The sequence below is a fragment of the Pseudomonas sp. CFBP 5748 genome (genome assembly GCF_053850495.1).
Genome location: NZ_JBSPTN010000004.1, coordinates 54,922 through 70,776, shown reverse-complemented (window position 1 = coordinate 70,776; position 15,855 = coordinate 54,922). Strand labels below are relative to the sequence as shown.

The 15,855-nt window shown below is 62.1% G+C and carries 20 protein-coding genes; 7 read left to right on the top strand and 13 right to left on the bottom strand.

Annotation, left to right across the window (positions count from 1 at the left end; all coding sequences use genetic code 11):
• Window positions 1–67 precede the first annotated feature (67 nt).
• Window positions 68–922 carry an RNA polymerase sigma factor RpoH gene (gene rpoH / locus ACWNZ1_RS10340; RefSeq protein ID WP_003177476.1) on the top strand — a complete coding sequence of 285 codons (855 nt, stop codon included), beginning with the start codon at window positions 68–70 and terminating at the stop codon, window positions 920–922.
• A 95-nt stretch (window positions 923–1,017) separates the two neighbouring features.
• Here rpoH and mtgA read toward each other — a convergent pair whose 3' ends face one another.
• The gene (mtgA, locus tag ACWNZ1_RS10335; RefSeq protein ID WP_256453884.1) at window positions 1,018–1,740 is read right to left on the bottom strand and encodes a monofunctional biosynthetic peptidoglycan transglycosylase; all 723 of its coding nucleotides are present in this window, start codon (window positions 1,738–1,740) and stop codon (window positions 1,018–1,020) included.
• Window positions 1,741–1,813: 73 nt separating this feature from the next.
• Here mtgA and ACWNZ1_RS10330 point away from each other — a divergent pair, with 73 nt between their 5' ends.
• From ACWNZ1_RS10330 to trmB, 4 genes are all read left to right on the top strand, one after another.
• Window positions 1,814–2,185: a DUF423 domain-containing protein gene (locus ACWNZ1_RS10330; protein WP_041023985.1), complete on the top strand. Its 372-nt coding sequence runs from the start codon at window positions 1,814–1,816 to the stop codon at window positions 2,183–2,185.
• A gap of 90 nt (window positions 2,186–2,275) precedes the next feature.
• Window positions 2,276–2,476 carry a sulfur carrier protein ThiS gene (gene thiS / locus ACWNZ1_RS10325; protein ID WP_160893822.1) on the top strand — a complete coding sequence of 67 codons (201 nt, stop codon included), beginning with the start codon at window positions 2,276–2,278 and terminating at the stop codon, window positions 2,474–2,476.
• A gap of 54 nt (window positions 2,477–2,530) precedes the next feature.
• Window positions 2,531–3,325 (top strand): thiazole synthase, encoded by a 795-nt coding sequence (locus ACWNZ1_RS10320; protein WP_003177480.1) that lies wholly within the window; start codon window positions 2,531–2,533, stop codon window positions 3,323–3,325.
• 9 nt (window positions 3,326–3,334) lie between these two features.
• On the top strand, window positions 3,335–4,060 hold the full coding sequence (gene trmB / locus ACWNZ1_RS10315; RefSeq protein ID WP_135847630.1) for a tRNA (guanosine(46)-N7)-methyltransferase TrmB: 726 nt from the start codon (window positions 3,335–3,337) through the stop codon (window positions 4,058–4,060).
• Between the two features lie 131 nt (window positions 4,061–4,191).
• On the opposite strand, the gene ACWNZ1_RS10310 is transcribed toward trmB, so the two are convergent.
• The 9 genes from ACWNZ1_RS10310 to ACWNZ1_RS10270 all read right to left on the bottom strand — a co-directional run bounded on the left by ACWNZ1_RS10310 (window position 4,192) and on the right by ACWNZ1_RS10270 (window position 10,907).
• Window positions 4,192–4,515 (bottom strand): DUF3392 domain-containing protein, encoded by a 324-nt coding sequence (locus tag ACWNZ1_RS10310; RefSeq protein WP_003177482.1) that lies wholly within the window; start codon window positions 4,513–4,515, stop codon window positions 4,192–4,194.
• 21 nt (window positions 4,516–4,536) lie between these two features.
• Entirely contained in the window at window positions 4,537–5,736 is a 1,200-nt protein-coding gene (hemW, locus tag ACWNZ1_RS10305) for a radical SAM family heme chaperone HemW (RefSeq protein ID WP_256453883.1), read from the bottom strand.
• Entirely contained in the window at window positions 5,733–6,329 is a 597-nt protein-coding gene (gene rdgB / locus ACWNZ1_RS10300) for an RdgB/HAM1 family non-canonical purine NTP pyrophosphatase (RefSeq protein ID WP_135847628.1), read from the bottom strand. The genes hemW and rdgB overlap by 4 nt, the downstream gene beginning before the upstream one ends.
• Window positions 6,326–6,760 carry a DUF4426 domain-containing protein gene (locus ACWNZ1_RS10295; RefSeq protein WP_135847627.1) on the bottom strand — a complete coding sequence of 145 codons (435 nt, stop codon included), beginning with the start codon at window positions 6,758–6,760 and terminating at the stop codon, window positions 6,326–6,328. The genes rdgB and ACWNZ1_RS10295 overlap by 4 nt, the downstream gene beginning before the upstream one ends.
• A 25-nt stretch (window positions 6,761–6,785) precedes the next feature.
• Window positions 6,786–7,406, bottom strand: a complete 621-nt coding sequence (gene metW / locus ACWNZ1_RS10290) for a methionine biosynthesis protein MetW (RefSeq protein ID WP_122567402.1) — start codon at window positions 7,404–7,406, stop codon at window positions 6,786–6,788.
• A gap of 7 nt (window positions 7,407–7,413) precedes the next feature.
• Entirely contained in the window at window positions 7,414–8,553 is a 1,140-nt protein-coding gene (gene metX / locus ACWNZ1_RS10285; protein WP_135847626.1) for a homoserine O-succinyltransferase MetX, read from the bottom strand.
• A 217-nt stretch (window positions 8,554–8,770) separates the two neighbouring features.
• Entirely contained in the window at window positions 8,771–9,361 is a 591-nt protein-coding gene (locus ACWNZ1_RS10280; protein WP_135847625.1) for a YggT family protein, read from the bottom strand.
• Window positions 9,362–9,371: 10 nt separating this feature from the next.
• Window positions 9,372–10,190, bottom strand: a complete 819-nt coding sequence (gene proC, locus ACWNZ1_RS10275) for a pyrroline-5-carboxylate reductase (RefSeq protein ID WP_135847624.1) — start codon at window positions 10,188–10,190, stop codon at window positions 9,372–9,374.
• A 36-nt stretch (window positions 10,191–10,226) separates the two neighbouring features.
• Entirely contained in the window at window positions 10,227–10,907 is a 681-nt protein-coding gene (locus ACWNZ1_RS10270; protein WP_256453881.1) for a YggS family pyridoxal phosphate-dependent enzyme, read from the bottom strand.
• Between the two features lie 53 nt (window positions 10,908–10,960).
• Between ACWNZ1_RS10270 and ACWNZ1_RS10265 the strand changes: the two genes are divergently transcribed.
• Complete coding sequence (locus ACWNZ1_RS10265; RefSeq protein WP_135847622.1) at window positions 10,961–11,995, top strand: type IV pilus twitching motility protein PilT; 1,035 nt, start codon at window positions 10,961–10,963, stop codon at window positions 11,993–11,995.
• A 146-nt stretch (window positions 11,996–12,141) separates the two neighbouring features.
• Here ACWNZ1_RS10265 and ACWNZ1_RS10260 read toward each other — a convergent pair whose 3' ends face one another.
• Window positions 12,142–12,753 carry a C40 family peptidase gene (locus ACWNZ1_RS10260; RefSeq protein WP_135847621.1) on the bottom strand — a complete coding sequence of 204 codons (612 nt, stop codon included), beginning with the start codon at window positions 12,751–12,753 and terminating at the stop codon, window positions 12,142–12,144.
• 250 nt (window positions 12,754–13,003) lie between these two features.
• Between ACWNZ1_RS10260 and ACWNZ1_RS10255 the strand changes: the two genes are divergently transcribed.
• Entirely contained in the window at window positions 13,004–13,432 is a 429-nt protein-coding gene (locus ACWNZ1_RS10255; RefSeq protein ID WP_135847620.1) for an NINE protein, read from the top strand.
• A gap of 132 nt (window positions 13,433–13,564) precedes the next feature.
• Here ACWNZ1_RS10255 and ACWNZ1_RS10250 read toward each other — a convergent pair whose 3' ends face one another.
• Window positions 13,565–14,836 (bottom strand): dihydroorotase, encoded by a 1,272-nt coding sequence (locus ACWNZ1_RS10250; RefSeq protein ID WP_256453880.1) that lies wholly within the window; start codon window positions 14,834–14,836, stop codon window positions 13,565–13,567.
• Window positions 14,833–15,837: an aspartate carbamoyltransferase catalytic subunit gene (locus ACWNZ1_RS10245; RefSeq protein ID WP_003177495.1), complete on the bottom strand. Its 1,005-nt coding sequence runs from the start codon at window positions 15,835–15,837 to the stop codon at window positions 14,833–14,835. Before ACWNZ1_RS10245 ends, ACWNZ1_RS10250 begins: the two co-directional genes overlap by 4 nt.
• Window positions 15,838–15,855 lie beyond the last annotated feature (18 nt).

Here is a 15,855-nt window from a genome sequence, read left to right as displayed (position 1 = left end):
CTACGGTTCCCGGTCAATTTTCGCAGTGCTGAACTGCACGAGTTATGTGAGTCGGAGGTTTTTTCGTATGACCACTTCTTTGCAACCTGCTTATGCTCTGGTCCCGGGTGCGAACCTGGAGGCTTATGTGCACACGGTGAACAGCATTCCCTTGCTGACGCCTGAGCAGGAGCGTGAACTGGCCGAGAGTCTCTATTATGAGCAGGATCTTGAGGCGGCTCGGCAGATGGTGCTCGCCCACCTGCGTTTTGTCGTACATATCGCCCGCAGCTATTCTGGCTATGGGCTGGCCCAGGCCGACCTGATCCAGGAAGGCAACGTTGGCCTGATGAAGGCGGTCAAGCGTTTCAACCCGGAAATGGGTGTACGCCTGGTATCGTTCGCCGTGCACTGGATCAAGGCGGAAATCCATGAGTTCATCCTGCGCAACTGGCGCATCGTGAAAGTTGCGACCACCAAGGCCCAGCGCAAGCTGTTCTTCAACCTGCGCAGCCAGAAGAAGCGTCTGGCCTGGCTGAACAACGAAGAGGTCCATCGCGTGGCCGAGAGCCTCGGGGTAGAGCCTCGGGAAGTGCGCGAGATGGAAAGCCGCCTGACCGGCCATGACATGGCCTTCGACCCGGCCGCCGAAGCGGACGACGACAGCGCTTTCCAATCGCCGGCCAACTACCTGGAAGACCACCGGTACGACCCGGCGCGTCAACTGGAAGACGCCGACTGGAGCGACAACTCCAACACCAACCTGCACGAAGCCCTGGAAGTGCTGGACGAACGCAGCCGCGACATCCTCTACCAGCGCTGGCTGGCCGAGGAAAAAGCCACGCTGCACGACCTGGCGCAGAAGTACAACGTGTCGGCCGAGCGGATTCGTCAGCTTGAGAAGAGCGCGATGAACAAGCTCAAGGTGTCGATCGCCGCCTGACTGCGATAGCGGCCATAAAAAACGCCCCGATCAGTGATGATCGGGGCGTTTTTGTTTGTACGTTGCAATCCCCTGTGGGATCTTCAGTGTATGGGCTACTGCGCCCAAGGCGCTCGTCGCGAGTTATTAAGCTCCAGCAGATAACTGTCGCCCCCCAACTGGCTCATCTGCTGGCGAATCCAGCCCGCCCGCCGCAGCACATAGGGGCTCGGTCGGCTGGCGCTCCATTTTCGAGGGTTAGGCAATACCGCCGCCAGCAGGCTGGCCTGTTGCCGGGACAAGGCGTTGGCGTCAACCCGAAAGTGGTGCCGTGCTGCGGCTTCGGCGCCAAACACGCCGTCATCCCATTCGACGCTGTTGAGGTACACCTCAAGGATCCGCTGCTTGGGCCAGAACACTTCGATCAGTGCGGTGAACCAGGCCTCCAGCCCCTTGCGCAGCCAGCTGCGACCCGACCACAGGAACAGGTTCTTGGACACTTGCTGGCTGAGGGTACTGGCGCCGCGAATCGAACCGCCCTGCCCGTTGTGGGCAAGCGCGGCCTGGATCGCGCCGATGTCGAAGCCCCAGTGTTCGGGGAATTTCTGGTCTTCGCCGGCCATCACCGCGACCTTGAGGTTGTTGGAGATCCGCTCCCAAGGCTGCCAGGTGCGTTGCAGGTCGATGGGCTCGCCGCCGAACCAGGATTGAACCTTGCGCTCGATCATCAGCGCCGTGAACGGTGGCGGCACCACGCGAAACAACAGCACGAGCACAACGCTGCCGACGGCGAACCAGAGCAGGGCTTTTAGGAAACGTCGAAACAATGAACGCAGCATAGAGATGGCTTGGCCGAACCCGTCGAGCGGGCCATTATACAGACCCTGTCCACCGAGTCTGATTGGAGTTCTCATGCTGCGTAGCTTTCTGATGCTGGCTGCTTTTTTCGGCTTCACAGGCGTGGCACTCGGGGCGTTCGCCGCCCACGGCCTGAAAAACCGCCTGAGCGCCGATTACCTGGCGATTTTCCACACCGGTGTCACCTACCAACTGGTTCACACCCTGGCACTGCTGGGCGTCGCGCTGCTGGCCACGCACATCCCCGGGCGCATCGTCACCTGGGCCGGGATTTCATTTGTGGTCGGCATCCTGTTGTTCTCCGGCAGCCTGTACCTGCTGACCCTCACGGGCATCAGCAAGCTGGGCATCATCACGCCGTTTGGCGGCGTGGCGTTCCTGATCGGCTGGCTGTGCCTGGGGCTTGCCGCCTGGCGGCTGGGCTGACCGGACGGTCCCTTTCATGACGAATGGCTTGGGTCGCCCAGACTGATCGGGCTAGAATGCCAGCCCCTAAAAATGATGGCGGCATCCGGCATGCGCATTCAGTTGAACGGCGAACCCCTTGATCTGCCCGACGGTGAAACCGTCGCGGCCCTGCTGACCCGTCTGGAACTCACCGGACGCCGCGTCGCGGTGGAGCTCAATCTGGATATCGTCCCGCGCAGCCAGCACGCCGACACCACGTTGAACGACGGCGACAGCGTCGAAGTGGTCCACGCCATCGGCGGCGGCTAGTCCCTGCGGCTTTACAGTATTTCGCAAGAACCTCACCCCAACAGAGGATTTCCCATGAGCATCGTTCGTAGCGACAAGCCCTTCGTCCTGGCCGGTCGTACCTACCAGTCGCGCTTGCTGGTAGGCACCGGCAAATACCGTGACATGGAAGAAACCCGCCTGGCCATCGAAGCCTCGGGCGCCGAAATCGTGACTGTCGCCGTGCGCCGCACCAATATCGGCCAGAACCCGGGCGAACCGAACCTGCTGGATATCCTGCCACCGGATCGCTACACCATCCTGCCCAACACCGCCGGCTGCTTCGACGCCATCGAGGCCGTGCGCACCTGCCGCCTGGCCCGTGAGCTGCTCGATGGCCACAATCTGGTGAAGCTGGAGGTGCTGGCGGACCAGAAAACCCTGTTTCCCAACGTGATCGAAACCCTCAAGGCCGCCGAAACCCTGGTCAAGGAAGGCTTCGACGTGATGGTCTACACCAGCGATGACCCGATCATCGCCCGTCAATTGGCGGAAATCGGCTGCATCGCGGTGATGCCGCTGGCCGGCCTGATCGGCACGGGCCTGGGGATCTGCAACCCGTATAACCTGCAGATCATCCTCGAAGAAGCCAAGATCCCGGTGCTGGTGGATGCCGGTGTCGGTACCGCCTCCGACGCGACCATCGCCATGGAGCTGGGTTGTGAAGCGGTGCTGATGAACTCCGCCATCGCCCACGCCCAGCAGCCGATCCTGATGGCCGAAGCGATGAAACACGCGATTGTCGCCGGTCGCCTGGCGTACCTCGCCGGGCGCATGCCGAAAAAACTTTACGCCAGCGCCTCCTCGCCGCTGGATGGTCTGATCAAGTAAGAGCCATTGATGACTGAATCGAACGACACGCCTGTCCTGCCGGAAGAAGGCGAAGAGCGCCAACACCGGCGCATCAAGAGTTTTGTGATGCGCGCCGGGCGCATGACTGAAGGCCAGCAACGCGGCCTGGACCAGGGCACGCCGCTGTTCGTGCTGCCCCTGGCCGATGCGCCGGTGGATTTTGACCAGGTGTTCGGCCGCTCGGCTCCGCGCTCGCTGGAAATCGGCTTCGGCATGGGCCATTCGCTGCTGGAAATGGCCGCCGCCGCGCCGGAGCAGGATTTCATCGGCGTGGAAGTCCACCGTCCAGGCGTCGGTGCGCTGCTCAATGGCGTGCTGACCCAAGGGCTGACCAACCTGCGGGTCTACGATTGCGACGCTATCGAAGTGCTCAACCGCTGCGTGGCCGACAACAGCCTCGACCGGTTGATGCTGTTCTTCCCGGACCCATGGCACAAAAGCCGCCACCACAAGCGCCGTATCGTCCAGGCGTCGTTCGCTGAACTGGTGCGCAGCAAGTTGAAGGTCGGTGGTGTGCTGCACATGGCCACCGACTGGGAGCCCTACGCCGAATACATGCTGGAAGTGATGAACGTCGCCCCGGGCTATCGCAACCTGGCTGAAGACGGCAAGTGCGTACCACGCCCGGCCGAACGGCCGATCACCAAGTTCGAACGCCGTGGCGAACGGCTTGGGCATGGGGTTTGGGATTTGAAGTTCGAGAAGGTGGCGTAAGCATCACGCGGTAAAAACTGTGGGAGCAAGGCTTGCCCGCGATAGCAGCACCTCGGTACCAACTTCAACCCCGAGTTGCCTACATCGCGAGCAAGCTTTGCTCCCACATTTGTTTTGTGGTGTCTGTGGGATCAGCGCCGATCCGCCACCACACCAATCAACACCAGCACCACCAACAGCACTGGCGCCAGGCTGTAGTTGTTGAACTGGCTCAAGCCCCGAACGACCCACGGCGTGGCGTAGATCAGGGCCGCGCCGCTGCCGATCATGCACAGCAGGGCGATCAACGGAACGCGCAGGGCGCCGGCGATGCTGCCCAGGCGTTGTTCGACCCAGCCCTTGATGTCGGCGCCAAACAGCACCAGCAGGCAGCCCACCAATGCCAGGGAGATTTCCGACAGGTTGCTGCGGCTCCAGCGGGACACGGTGGCGAGCAGGTCGAGTACCAGATCCATTCGATTTCCTTGTTTGGGTAATTAGCTCAAAAATTTCTGCAGCAAGTCGTTGAGAAACAGCTGTCCACGCTCGGTGGCCGCCAGACGTGACGGTTCGACCTGCAACAAGCCGCTTTGTTCGGCCTCGCGCCGGCCTTCGGCCAGGCTTTGCAGGGGCAGCCCCGTGCGCTCCGGGTACAGCCGCGCTTCCACGCCTTCAGTCAGGCGCAGGGCATTCATCAAAAACTCAAAAGGCAGCTCTTCATTGGCCAGGGTTTTCTCGCCAGCCAGGAAACGTTTGGCCGGGTTGAGGTAGTCCTTGGGCAGGCGAGTCTTCCAGGTGCGTACGATGCGCCCGTCGGGATGGCTGAGCTTGCCGTGGGCGCCGGCACCGATGCCGATGAAGTCGCCGAAACTCCAGTAATTGAGGTTATGCCGCGCCGGTCGCCCGGGTTGGGCATAGGCCGAAACTTCGTATTGGGCGTAGCCATGCTCGGCCAGCAACGCTTGCCCGGCTTCCTGGATGTCCCACAGCGTGTCGTCTTCCGGCAATGTCGGCGGCTGGTTCCAGAACACCGTGTTCGGCTCCAGCGTCAGCTGGTACCAGGACAGGTGGGTCGGCTTCAAGGCGATGGCTTGGCGCAGATCGCTCAAGGCGTCGTCGAGGGACTGGTCGGGTAGGCCATGCATCAGGTCCAGGTTAAAGTTATCGAACCCGGCCTGACGGGCCATACCGGCGGCGCGCACCGCCTCGTCACCATTATGGATTCGGCCCAGGGCTTGGAGCTTGGCCTGCTGGAAGCTTTGGATGCCGATGGACAGGCGATTGATGCCCAGGGCCCGGTAAGCGACGAACTTTTCTTGCTCGAAGGTGCCGGGGTTGGCTTCCAGGGTGATTTCGATGTCATGGGCGAACGGTACGCGCCCCTCGACGCCCTTGAGCAGTCGGCCCAGAGCCTGGGCGCTGAACAGGCTGGGTGTGCCGCCGCCGAAAAAGATCGAGCTCAGCTCCCGGCCATACACGGCGTGCAGGTCCTGGTCGAGGTCGGCGAGCAAGGCGTCGACGTATTCCTCTTCCGGCAACTGCGGGCTGGCGGTGTGGGAGTTGAAATCGCAATACGGGCATTTGCGCACGCACCACGGGATGTGGATGTACAACGCCAGGGGCGGCAGCACCGGTAGTGGCGCCCGAGGGGTTTGCGCACCGCCATGAATCAGAGGTGCGGGGGACTCATCGATCATTGCAGGCCCAGGCGTTGACGCAGCAGCACCATGGCGCGGGCGCGGTGGCTCAGCTGGTTTTTTTCCACCGGGCCCAGCTCGGCACTGGAGCAGTTGCGCTCCGGCACCCAGAACAGCGGGTCATAGCCGAAACCGTGCTCGCCGCTGGCCTCGGTGAGAATACGCCCGTGCCACAAGCCTTCGCAGAGGATCGGCAGCGGATCGTCGGCATGACGGACCAGGGCCAGGACGCAAACGAACTGCGCGCCGCGCTCGGCTTCCGGCACGTCCTTGAGGGCTTCGAGCAGCTTGGTGTTGTTCGCTGCGTCGCCTTTGCCGTCCGCGTAGCGGGCCGAATAGATGCCCGGCGCGCCGCCGAGAAAATCCACCGCCAGCCCGGAATCGTCGGCCAGCGCCGGCAGGCCGGAGATGCGCGCGGCATTGCGGGCCTTGAGAATGGCGTTCTCGACGAACGACAGGCCGGTCTCTTCCGGTTCCACCTGGCTGAACTCACCAATCGAACGCAGCTGCACCGAGCCGCCGAGCATGGCCTGGAGTTCTTTGAGCTTGCCGGCGTTGTGGCTGGCCAATACGAGTTGGGTAAAGTTGATCATTGGCCCGGGAACAGTTCCTGGTTGAAGTTGATGGTGTTGAGCTTGTCGCCCACTTGCACTTTGATCTCGAAGGTCCGGGTTTCCTGCTGGGGTACCGGGTACTGGGCGATGTAGTAGATCGCGCCTTGTTCGGTCACTTGCTTGAATTTCAGTGGGACGCTCTGGCTGGTGAGGTCTTTGACCGTGCCGCTGACCTGGGCCATCAACGGTTTGCCGTCCTTGAGTACCGAGACGTTGATCACGCCCTGTTCCTTGCTGCGGATCAGTTCGGCGGCCTTGGCGATGTCCGGCGTCAGGAAGGTGGAATTGAAGGTGTTGTAGTGCACGGTGATGTCACCGAACACTTCCTTGCGTTCGCCCTTGATGACATCGGCGGCCATGGCGCCAACGCTCAGGCAGGCGGTGATGAGAAACAACGCTAGACGTTTCATGTCGTGCTCCTGGTTCGGCCGGGCTTCATACCGCGACCTGGTGATCGGCAAGGCCTGGGCTGCTGACCCGATAGATGCCTATTTCACCTAACAGATTAGGCCATAGCTTGCTGGCCCACCCATGGCGGTGTTGCTGGTCCACCGCCAGGCGATCAATGACCTTGGCCTCGCGTTCGCGGCACAGCGCTTCGAAATCCTCGAAGGTACAGAAGTGGATGTTCGGCGTGTTGTACCAGGTGTAGGGCAGGAAATCCGACACCGGCATGCGGCCCTTGCTCGCCAGGTACCAGCGGCAACGCCAATGCCCGAAATTGGGGAAGGTGATGATGCACTGGCGCCCGACCCGCAGCATTTCGTCGAGGATCTTGTCCGGGTAGTGCACCGCTTGCAGCGCCTGTGTCATGACCACGACGTCGAAGCTGTTGCTGGCGAAGTTGCCCAGGCCCTTGTCCAGGTCCTGCTCGATCACGTTGATGCCCTTGGCCACGCACTCGGCGATGTTGTCCGGGTCGTTCTCCAGGCCGTAGCCGGTGACTTGCTTGTTGTCCCGCAGCCAGGTCAGCAGTTCGCCGTTGCCGCAGCCCAGGTCGAGCACGCGGCTGCCAGCGGGGATCCATTCCTGGATGATGTCCAGATCGGCTCTCATGGCGTCCTCACAGGGTTATACGGTTCATGTAGTTGCCGAACGCCTGCAGGTAGCGCGGGATCGGGATCAAAAAGGCGTCGTGGCCCTGGGGCGCGTCGATCTCCAGGTAGCAGACGTCCTTGCGCGCGGCCATCAGTGCATCCACCAGTTCCCGCGAGCGCGCCGGGGAGAAGCGCCAGTCGGTGGTGAACGACATCACGCAGAACTTGGCCGTGGCGCCGGCGAAGGTTTTCGCCAGGTTATCGTCGAAGTTCGCTGCCGGATCGAAGTAGTCCAGTGCCTTGGTCATCAGCAGGTAGGTGTTGGCGTCGAAACGCCCGGAGAACTCTTCGCCCTGATAGCGCAGGTAGCTCTCGACCTGGAACTCGACGCTGTGGAAGTCGTAGTTGAGCTTTTCGCTCTTGAGGCCACGGCCGAATTTTTCGCCCATGGAGTCGTCGGACAGGTAGGTGATGTGCCCGACCATCCGCGCCAGCATCAGCCCGCGCTTGGGGATGACGCCGTGTTCCTGGAACGAACCGCCATGGAATTCGGGGTCAGTGAGAATCGCTTGGCGCGCCACTTCGTTGAAGGCGATGTTCTGCGCCGACAGCTTGGGCGCCGAGGCGATTGCCAGGCAATGGCGCACGCGGTCCGGGTAGGTGATGGTCCATTGCAGGGCCTGCATGCCGCCCAGGCTGCCGCCGATCACCGCTGCCCATTGGCCGATACCGAGGCGATCGGCCAGGCGCGCCTGGCTGTGGACCCAGTCTTCGACCGTCAGCACCGGGAAGTCGGCGCCGAAGGGCTTGCCGGTGTCCGGATTGAGGCTGCTGGGACCGGTGGACCCGTTGCAGCCGCCGAGGTTGTTCAGGCTGACCACGAAGAACTTGTTGGTGTCGATGGGCTTGCCGGGGCCGATGCAACTGTCCCACCAGCCGGGTTTTCGGTCGTCGACGCTGTGGTAGCCGGCGGCGTGGTGATGCCCCGACAAGGCGTGGCAAATCAGCACGGCGTTGCTCGCCGTGGCATTGAGCGTACCGTAGGTTTCGTAGATCAGGTCATAGGCTGGCAACGAACGGCCGCAGGCCAGGGCCAGGGGCTCGCTGAAATGCGCCATTTGCGGCGTCACCAGACCAACGGAATCGGGGGGAAAGGCAGCTGGCATCGACCCTGCTCGCGTTGAAATGAGGCGTAAGTCTAAAGACCGCTGTGGCTAGCGGCAAGCAACGGGCGGCGCTGATTGTCCGCCCGGCGCAAACCCCGTGGGAGCAAGGCTTGCCCGCGATGAGGACGATGCGGTCTTTCAGGGACCGAGGTGCCTGTTTCGCGAGCAAGCTTTGCTCCCACAGAGATCGGTGCTGACTGATCAGGCCGGTGTCGGGTCAGATCAGCAGGCGCAGGATTTCCGGCATCATGGTCATTGCCGCCAGGTTGTTGATCACCAGCATGTCGATCAGCTTGAGCACCATGAACGCCAGGATCGGCGAGATATCCAGGCCGCCGAGGTTCGGCACGATGCGGCGGAACGGCGCCAGGGCCGGCTCGCAGATCTGGTTCACCAGTTCCGCGCCCGGGTTATGGCTGCCCGGCGAGACCCAGGACAGGATCACGCTGACGATCAGGGCGAAGAAGAAAATCTTCAAGAACAGCGCGGTCACGCCAATGAGCGACCAGATCAGCAGTTGCAGCGGGTTGCCGGTGGTTCCGTAGGTCAGCAGCAGGGTCAGGGCCATCAGCGCCAGTTGCACGAGGATTGCCAATACCAGCGACGACATGTCCAGGCCGAACAGGCTCGGGATGATCCGGCGCAGCGGCTTGAGCAGCGGCTGGGTGGCCTTGACGATGAACTGGCAGAGCGGGTTGTAGAAGTTGGCGCGTACCAGTTGCAGCACGAAGCGCAGCAGCACGATCAGCAGGTACAGGCTGCCGAGGGTTTGCAGCACGTAGACCGCTGCAGTATTCAATCCAATCATGAATGGCTCCTTATTGGCCCAGTTGTTCGGCCATTTCGGCCGAGCGGTGCGCGGCGGCGCCGAGTGCTTTTTCCACCAGGGCTTCGAAGCCCCCGGCCTGGAACGATTTGATAGCCGCTTCGGTAGTGCCGGCCGGCGAGGTCACGCGGCGGCGCAACTCTGCCGCGTCGACGTCGCTGGACACCGCCATGTGCGCGGCGCCCAGAGCAGTCTGCAACGTCAGTTTGGCGGCGATGTCCCGCGGCAGGCCGAGTTTCTCGCCGGCGGCGGTCATGGCTTCGATCAGCAGGAAGAAATACGCTGGACCGGAGCCGGAGACGGCGGTGACGGCGTCCAGTTGTTGCTCGGTTTCCAGCCACAGCGCCAGGCCCACCGCCGACAGCAACTCTTCGGCCTGCTGGCGTTGTGCGGCGCTTACCTGTGCAGTGGCGAACAGCCCGCTGACGCCCTGGCGCAGCAGCGCCGGGGTGTTGGGCATGCAGCGCACGATCGGTTGCTCGCCCAGCCAGTTGCTCATGCTGGAGCAAGTAATGCCAGCGGCAATCGACACCACCAATTGATGGGGCTTGAGGCTCGGGCGCAGAGCTTCGCACACGGTTTTCATCGCTTGTGGCTTGACCGCCAGCACGATGACATCCACGCCGTCGATGGCCTGGGCGTTGTCGGCGAAGGTTTCGATGCCGTGCTCGGTGCTCACCCGGGTGCGGGTCTCTTCACCCGGATCGCTGGCGCGGATCTGCGCAGCGTCCAGGCCTTTGGCCCGCAGGCCGCCGATCAGGCTGGCGGCCATGTTGCCGGCGCCAATGAAGGCAATACGCGTGTTGCTCATGACAGGTCCTTGATTAGAGAGTGGGGTCAGCATGGCTTAGCTATAGTCGCGCGCGCCAAACAGGGCCGTACCGATGCGCACCCAAGTGGCACCCTGGGCAATAGCTGATTCGAGGTCATGGCTCATGCCCATGGACAGTGTGTCCAATGGCAGCTCCAGGCTGGCTTGCAGCTGTTGAACGGCGGCGAAGGCTGCGTCCTGGGCCGCACGATCATCGGTCGGCTCGGGAATCGCCATCAACCCGCGCAGCTTCAGGCGTGGCAGAGCGCTGATGGCGTTTGCCAGCGCAGGCAGGTCCGTGGGTGTGCAACCGGACTTGCTGGCTTCGCCGCTGACATTGACCTGGATACAGATGTTCAGCGGTGGCAGTTCGGCGGGGCGTTGCTCGGACAGGCGTTGTGCAACTTTCAAGCGATCCACGGAATGCACCCAATCGAAATGTTCGGCAATAGCGCGCGTCTTGTTCGATTGAATGGGGCCGATGAAGTGCCAGATCAAGGGCAGGTCAGTGAGTTCGACCTGTTTACCCAGGGCTTCTTGCAGATAGTTCTCGCCAAAGTCCCGCAGGCCGGCGGCATAGGCTTCGCGCAGGGCCTGGGCGGGCTTGGTCTTGCTCACGGCCAGCAGCTGGACGCTGTGTTCGGCGCGGTGGGAGGCCTGCTCCGCAGCGCGGATACGCGATCTAACCTGAGCGATGTTGTCTGCTATCGTGGACATAAAGAAGCGCCAGCGGTGAGGTTCGCGGCATTCTACTGGAATTGAGGAGCGCTATGGATATCACTGAGTTACTGGCGTTCAGCGCCAAGCAGGGCGCGTCGGACCTGCACCTGTCCGCCGGGTTGCCGCCGATGATCCGTGTCGATGGCGATGTACGGCGCATCAACCTGCCGGCGCTGGATCACAAGCAGGTTCATGAGCTGATCTACGACATCATGAACGACCGGCAACGGGTGGATTACGAGAAGTTTCTGGAAACCGATTTTTCCTTCGATGTGCCGGGCGTGGCGCGATTCCGGGTCAACGCCTTCAATCAGAATCGCGGTGCCGGGGCGGTGTTTCGCACCATCCCGTCAAAAGTCCTGACCATGGAAGACCTGGGGATGGGCGAAGTGTTTCGCAAAGTGACCGAAGCGCCCCGCGGGTTGGTGTTGGTGACCGGACCGACCGGGTCAGGCAAGTCCACGACCCTGGCGGCCATGATCGACCACTTGAACAGCCACAAGCACCATCACATCCTCACCATCGAAGACCCCATCGAATTCGTTCACGAACCGCGCAAATGCCTGATCAACCAGCGCGAAGTGCACCGCGACACCCAAAGCTTCTCCACGGCCCTGCGCTCGGCCTTGCGGGAAGACCCGGACGTGATTCTGGTGGGGGAGATGCGCGACCTGGAGACGATCCGCCTGGCCCTGACCGCCGCCGAAACCGGCCACCTGGTGTTCGGCACCCTGCACACCACGTCGGCGGCCAAGACCATCGACCGGGTGGTGGACGTGTTCCCGGGTGACGAGAAGTCCATGGTTCGCTCGATGTTGTCGGAATCGCTGCAGGCGGTGATTTCCCAGACGCTGGTCAAGAAGATCGGCGGCGGCCGAATCGCGGCCCATGAAATCATGCTGGGGACCTCGGCGATCCGGAACCTGATCCGCGAAGACAAAGTGGCGCAGATGTACTCGTCGATCCAGACCGGCGGCTCGCTGGGGATGCAGACGCTGGATATGTGTTTGAAGGATTTGCTGACCAAAGGCTTGATCAGCCGCGAACATGCCCGGGAGCGGGCGCGTACGCCGGATAACTTCTAGAGGGTGGTGCTTTTGCAGGCCTCATCGCGAGCAAGCTCGCTCCCACACTCGATCTTCAGTGACCACAGAAATTGTGTTCGCCGCAAATAAAATGTGGGAGCGAGCTTGCTCGCGATGAGGCACCCAGCAGCGACACAAATACCGGATCAGCGCTGAACCACCCGCAGCCCACCCGGTTCTTTCGGCAGAACCCGCTTGGCAACCACGTAATGGGTGTTCCAGTACGGTTTGTTCAAGGTGTCGATGCTCACCGACTTGCCACGGCGCGGGGCGTGGATGAAGCGGTCGTTGCCCAGGTAAATAGCCACATGGTTGACCCGGCGGCTCTTGAGCTTGAAGAAAATCAGGTCGCCGGGCTTGAGGTCCTTGCGATCGACTTTCTCGCCGTGACCGGAGGCCATCGCATTGGAAGTGCGTGGCAGGTCGAATGTGGCGTCGTTGAAGGCGTACTTCACCAATCCGCTGCAATCGAAACCTTTACTTGGGCTACTGCCGCCCCAACGATAAGGTGTGCCGAGTACATTCACGGCACGGCTCAGCACGTTGCTGCTCGCTTTGGTCGCCATGGGCGGAACCAGCTTGCTGTTAGTCGTGCTCAAGCGCTGGACGTTTTGCTTGTTCTTGCTCGCAGGAGCAGAAACATGGGATTTGGGGGTGTAGCCGTTGACGTTAGGAAGACGTTGCTCACGATTGGTGGCGTGGGCGGCCAGTGGCATTAATAGGCAAATGGTCAGCCATGTCTTGAAAAATGGACGCATTAGGCAGGGCTCTTAAAGGTTAGCGCGCAACTTTATAACAGCTTTTTTCGCGTTCCTGAGGCCGTTTGTCGATTCGAAACCCGGCGCCAACCCAGCATAATTGCGACAAATTGCTCCGATTGTCCGACAGAACCCCGACCCCACGGGGGTTTCCTTGGTTCAAAGCCGCTCAGGACCGCTTGTCGGCGAGACACAAAAAAGTCACAAAAAATCTGAACAAATTTATCTATCGAGGCAAAAGAGGCCATTCATGAACAGCTATCAGCAGGACGTGACCCGCGATACCCACAGCAAATTCATTGGCTACTTGCTGTGGATTTTCGGTTTTACCGGGGCTCACCGCTTCTATTACGGCAAGCCAGTCACCGGTACGATCTGGTTCTTCACCTTCGGCCTGTTGGGTATCGGCTGGCTGATCGACCTGTTCCTGATTCCGGCCATGGATCGCGAAGCGGACCTGCGTTTTACCCCTGGCCCTATTGAATACACCGTTGCGTGGATCTTGCTGACGTTTCTCGGTGTGCTGGGCGTGCATCGCATGTATCAGGGTAAATGGCTCAGTGGGATCCTTTACCTGCTGACTGGCGGGGTGTTTTTCCTGGGGGTGTTGTATGACTTCTGGACGCTGAACGATCAGGTTTCGATTCGTAATGCGCAGAAGCGGGGGGCTTTTCACTAAGTCAGCTAGACCGAGTCGCCTGCATTCGCGAGCAAGCCCGCTCCCACATTGGATCTGGGGTGTTCACACATCATGTGTTCACGGCGGATCCAATGTGGGAGCGGGCTTGCTCGCGAAGCAGGCGACGCGGCATCAGGCCTGGTGAGTAATCCGCCCATCCATCAGGGTGTAACGCACCACACCCGGCAGGCTGTGACCGAGGAACGGGCAATTGTCACCCTTGGAACGCCAGGCTTCACCGGCCACGGTGGACGCGGCGGGGTCGAACAGCACCAAATCCGCCGCCGCGCCAACTGCCAGTTTCCCGGCCGGCAATTGCAACGCCTGGGCCGGGCCGGCGCTCAGGCGTGCCAGCAAGGTTGGCAGGTCGAGCAAGCCGTCTTCGACCAATGTCAGGGCCAGCGGCAGCAGCAGTTCGACGCTGCTGATGCCCGGCTCGGTGGCGCCAAACGGTGCCAGCTTGGCATCGCGCTCGTGGGGTTGGTGATGGCTGGAGATGGCCGAGATCACCCCGGACTTCAGCGCTTCGCGCAAGCCATCGCGGTCGGCGCGGGTGCGCAGCGGCGGCTGGACGTGATAGACGCTGTTAAAGTCGATCAACGCTTCGTCGGTCAGGATCAGTTGATACAGCGCCACATCGGCGGTCACCGGCAGGCCGCGAGCCTGGGCCTGGGCGATCAGCGCCGCGCCGCGGGCACTGGTCAGTTGGCTGAAGTGCGCGCGCACGCCGCTTTGCTCTACCAACAGCAGGTCCCGGGCCAGGGCCACGGTCTCGGCGGTTTCCGGAATGCCCGGCAGGCCGAGGAAGCTGGCGGTCGGCCCTTCGTGGGCCAGGCCGCCTTCGGCCAGGTCGTGATCCTGAGAGTTGAAAATCACCGTCAGGTCGAAGGTCGCCGCGTATTCCAGGGCGCGGCACAGGGTGCGGGTGTTGCGGAAACTGTTCAGGCCGTTGCCGAACGCCACGCAGCCGGCGTCGCGCAGGGCAATGAGTTCTGCCAGTTGCTCGCCGTCGAGGCCTTTGCTCAGCGCGCCGATGGGGAAGACCTTGGTATTACCGGCCTCGCGGGCGCGGTCGAGGATCAGTTCGGCCACGGCCGAGGTGTCCAGCACCGGTTTGGTCTGCGGCGGACAGCACAGGCTGGTCACGCCACCGGCGGCGGCGGCCCGGGTCTCGCTGACGATGCTGCCTTTGCGGCTGTAACCGGGTTCGCGCAGGGCGACATTCAGGTCCACCAGGCCAGGGGCGGCCACCAGGCCTTGGGCGTCGAGGGTCTCGACCGCGACGAAACCGGCCGGTGCGGCGCCTAGGGCGACGATCTTGCAGGCATCGATATGGATATCAGTCACTTGATCCAGGCCACTGGCTGGATCGATCACGCGTGCGCCGAGAATGCTGAGCTTCACTGGGCGTTCTCCTGGTCGAATTGGCGCTGGGCCGTTTGCCCGCTCATGGCCATGGACAGCACGGCCATGCGGATGGCGATGCCGTAGGTCACTTGGTTGAGGATCACCGAGTGCGGCCCGTCAGCCACCGCTGATTCGATTTCCACACCGCGGTTGATCGGCCCCGGGTGCATGACGATGGCGTCCGGCTTGGCCCCGGCCAAACGGGCGGTGGTCAGGCCGAACAGGCGGTAGAACTCGCCTTCGCTGGGCAGCAGGCCGCCGGTCATGCGTTCGCGCTGCAGACGCAGCATGATCACCACGTCCACATCCTTGAGGCCTTCGGTCATGTCGGTGTAGACCTTCACGCCGTACTGCTCGACGCCGATGGGCAGCAGGGTCTTGGGCGCGATCACGCGAATGTCCGGGCAGCCGAGGGTCTTGAGGGCCAGCATGTTCGAACGGGCCACTCGCGAGTGCAGGATGTCGCCGACGATGGCCACCGACAGGTTTTCGAAGCTGCCCTTGTGCCGACGGATGGTCAGCATGTCCAGCATGCCCTGGGTCGGGTGGGCATGACGGCCGTCGCCGCCGTTGATGATCGCCACTTGCGGGCACACGTGTTCGGCAATGAAGTGCGCCGCGCCGGAATCACCGTGACGCACGACGAACATGTCGGCGGCCATGGCTTCAAGGTTGCGCAAGGTGTCGAGCAGGGTTTCGCCCTTGCTCGCCGAGGACGTGGACACGTTTAGCGTGATCACGTCCGCCGACAGCCGCTGGGCCGCCAGTTCGAAGGTGGTGCGGGTGCGGGTGGAGTTTTCGAAGAACACGTTGCACACGGTCTTGCCGCGCAGCAACGGGACTTTCTTCACCGCCCGGGCGCCGACTTCGAGGAACGAGTCGGCAGTGTCGAGGATTTCCGTCAGCAGCTCGCGGCGCAGGCCGTCGAGGGACAGGAAGTGGCGCAGCTGGCCCTGATCGTTGAGCTGCAGCGGGCGCTTGGTTTCGAGAGGCGTCATCGCGATGGACTCTTACAA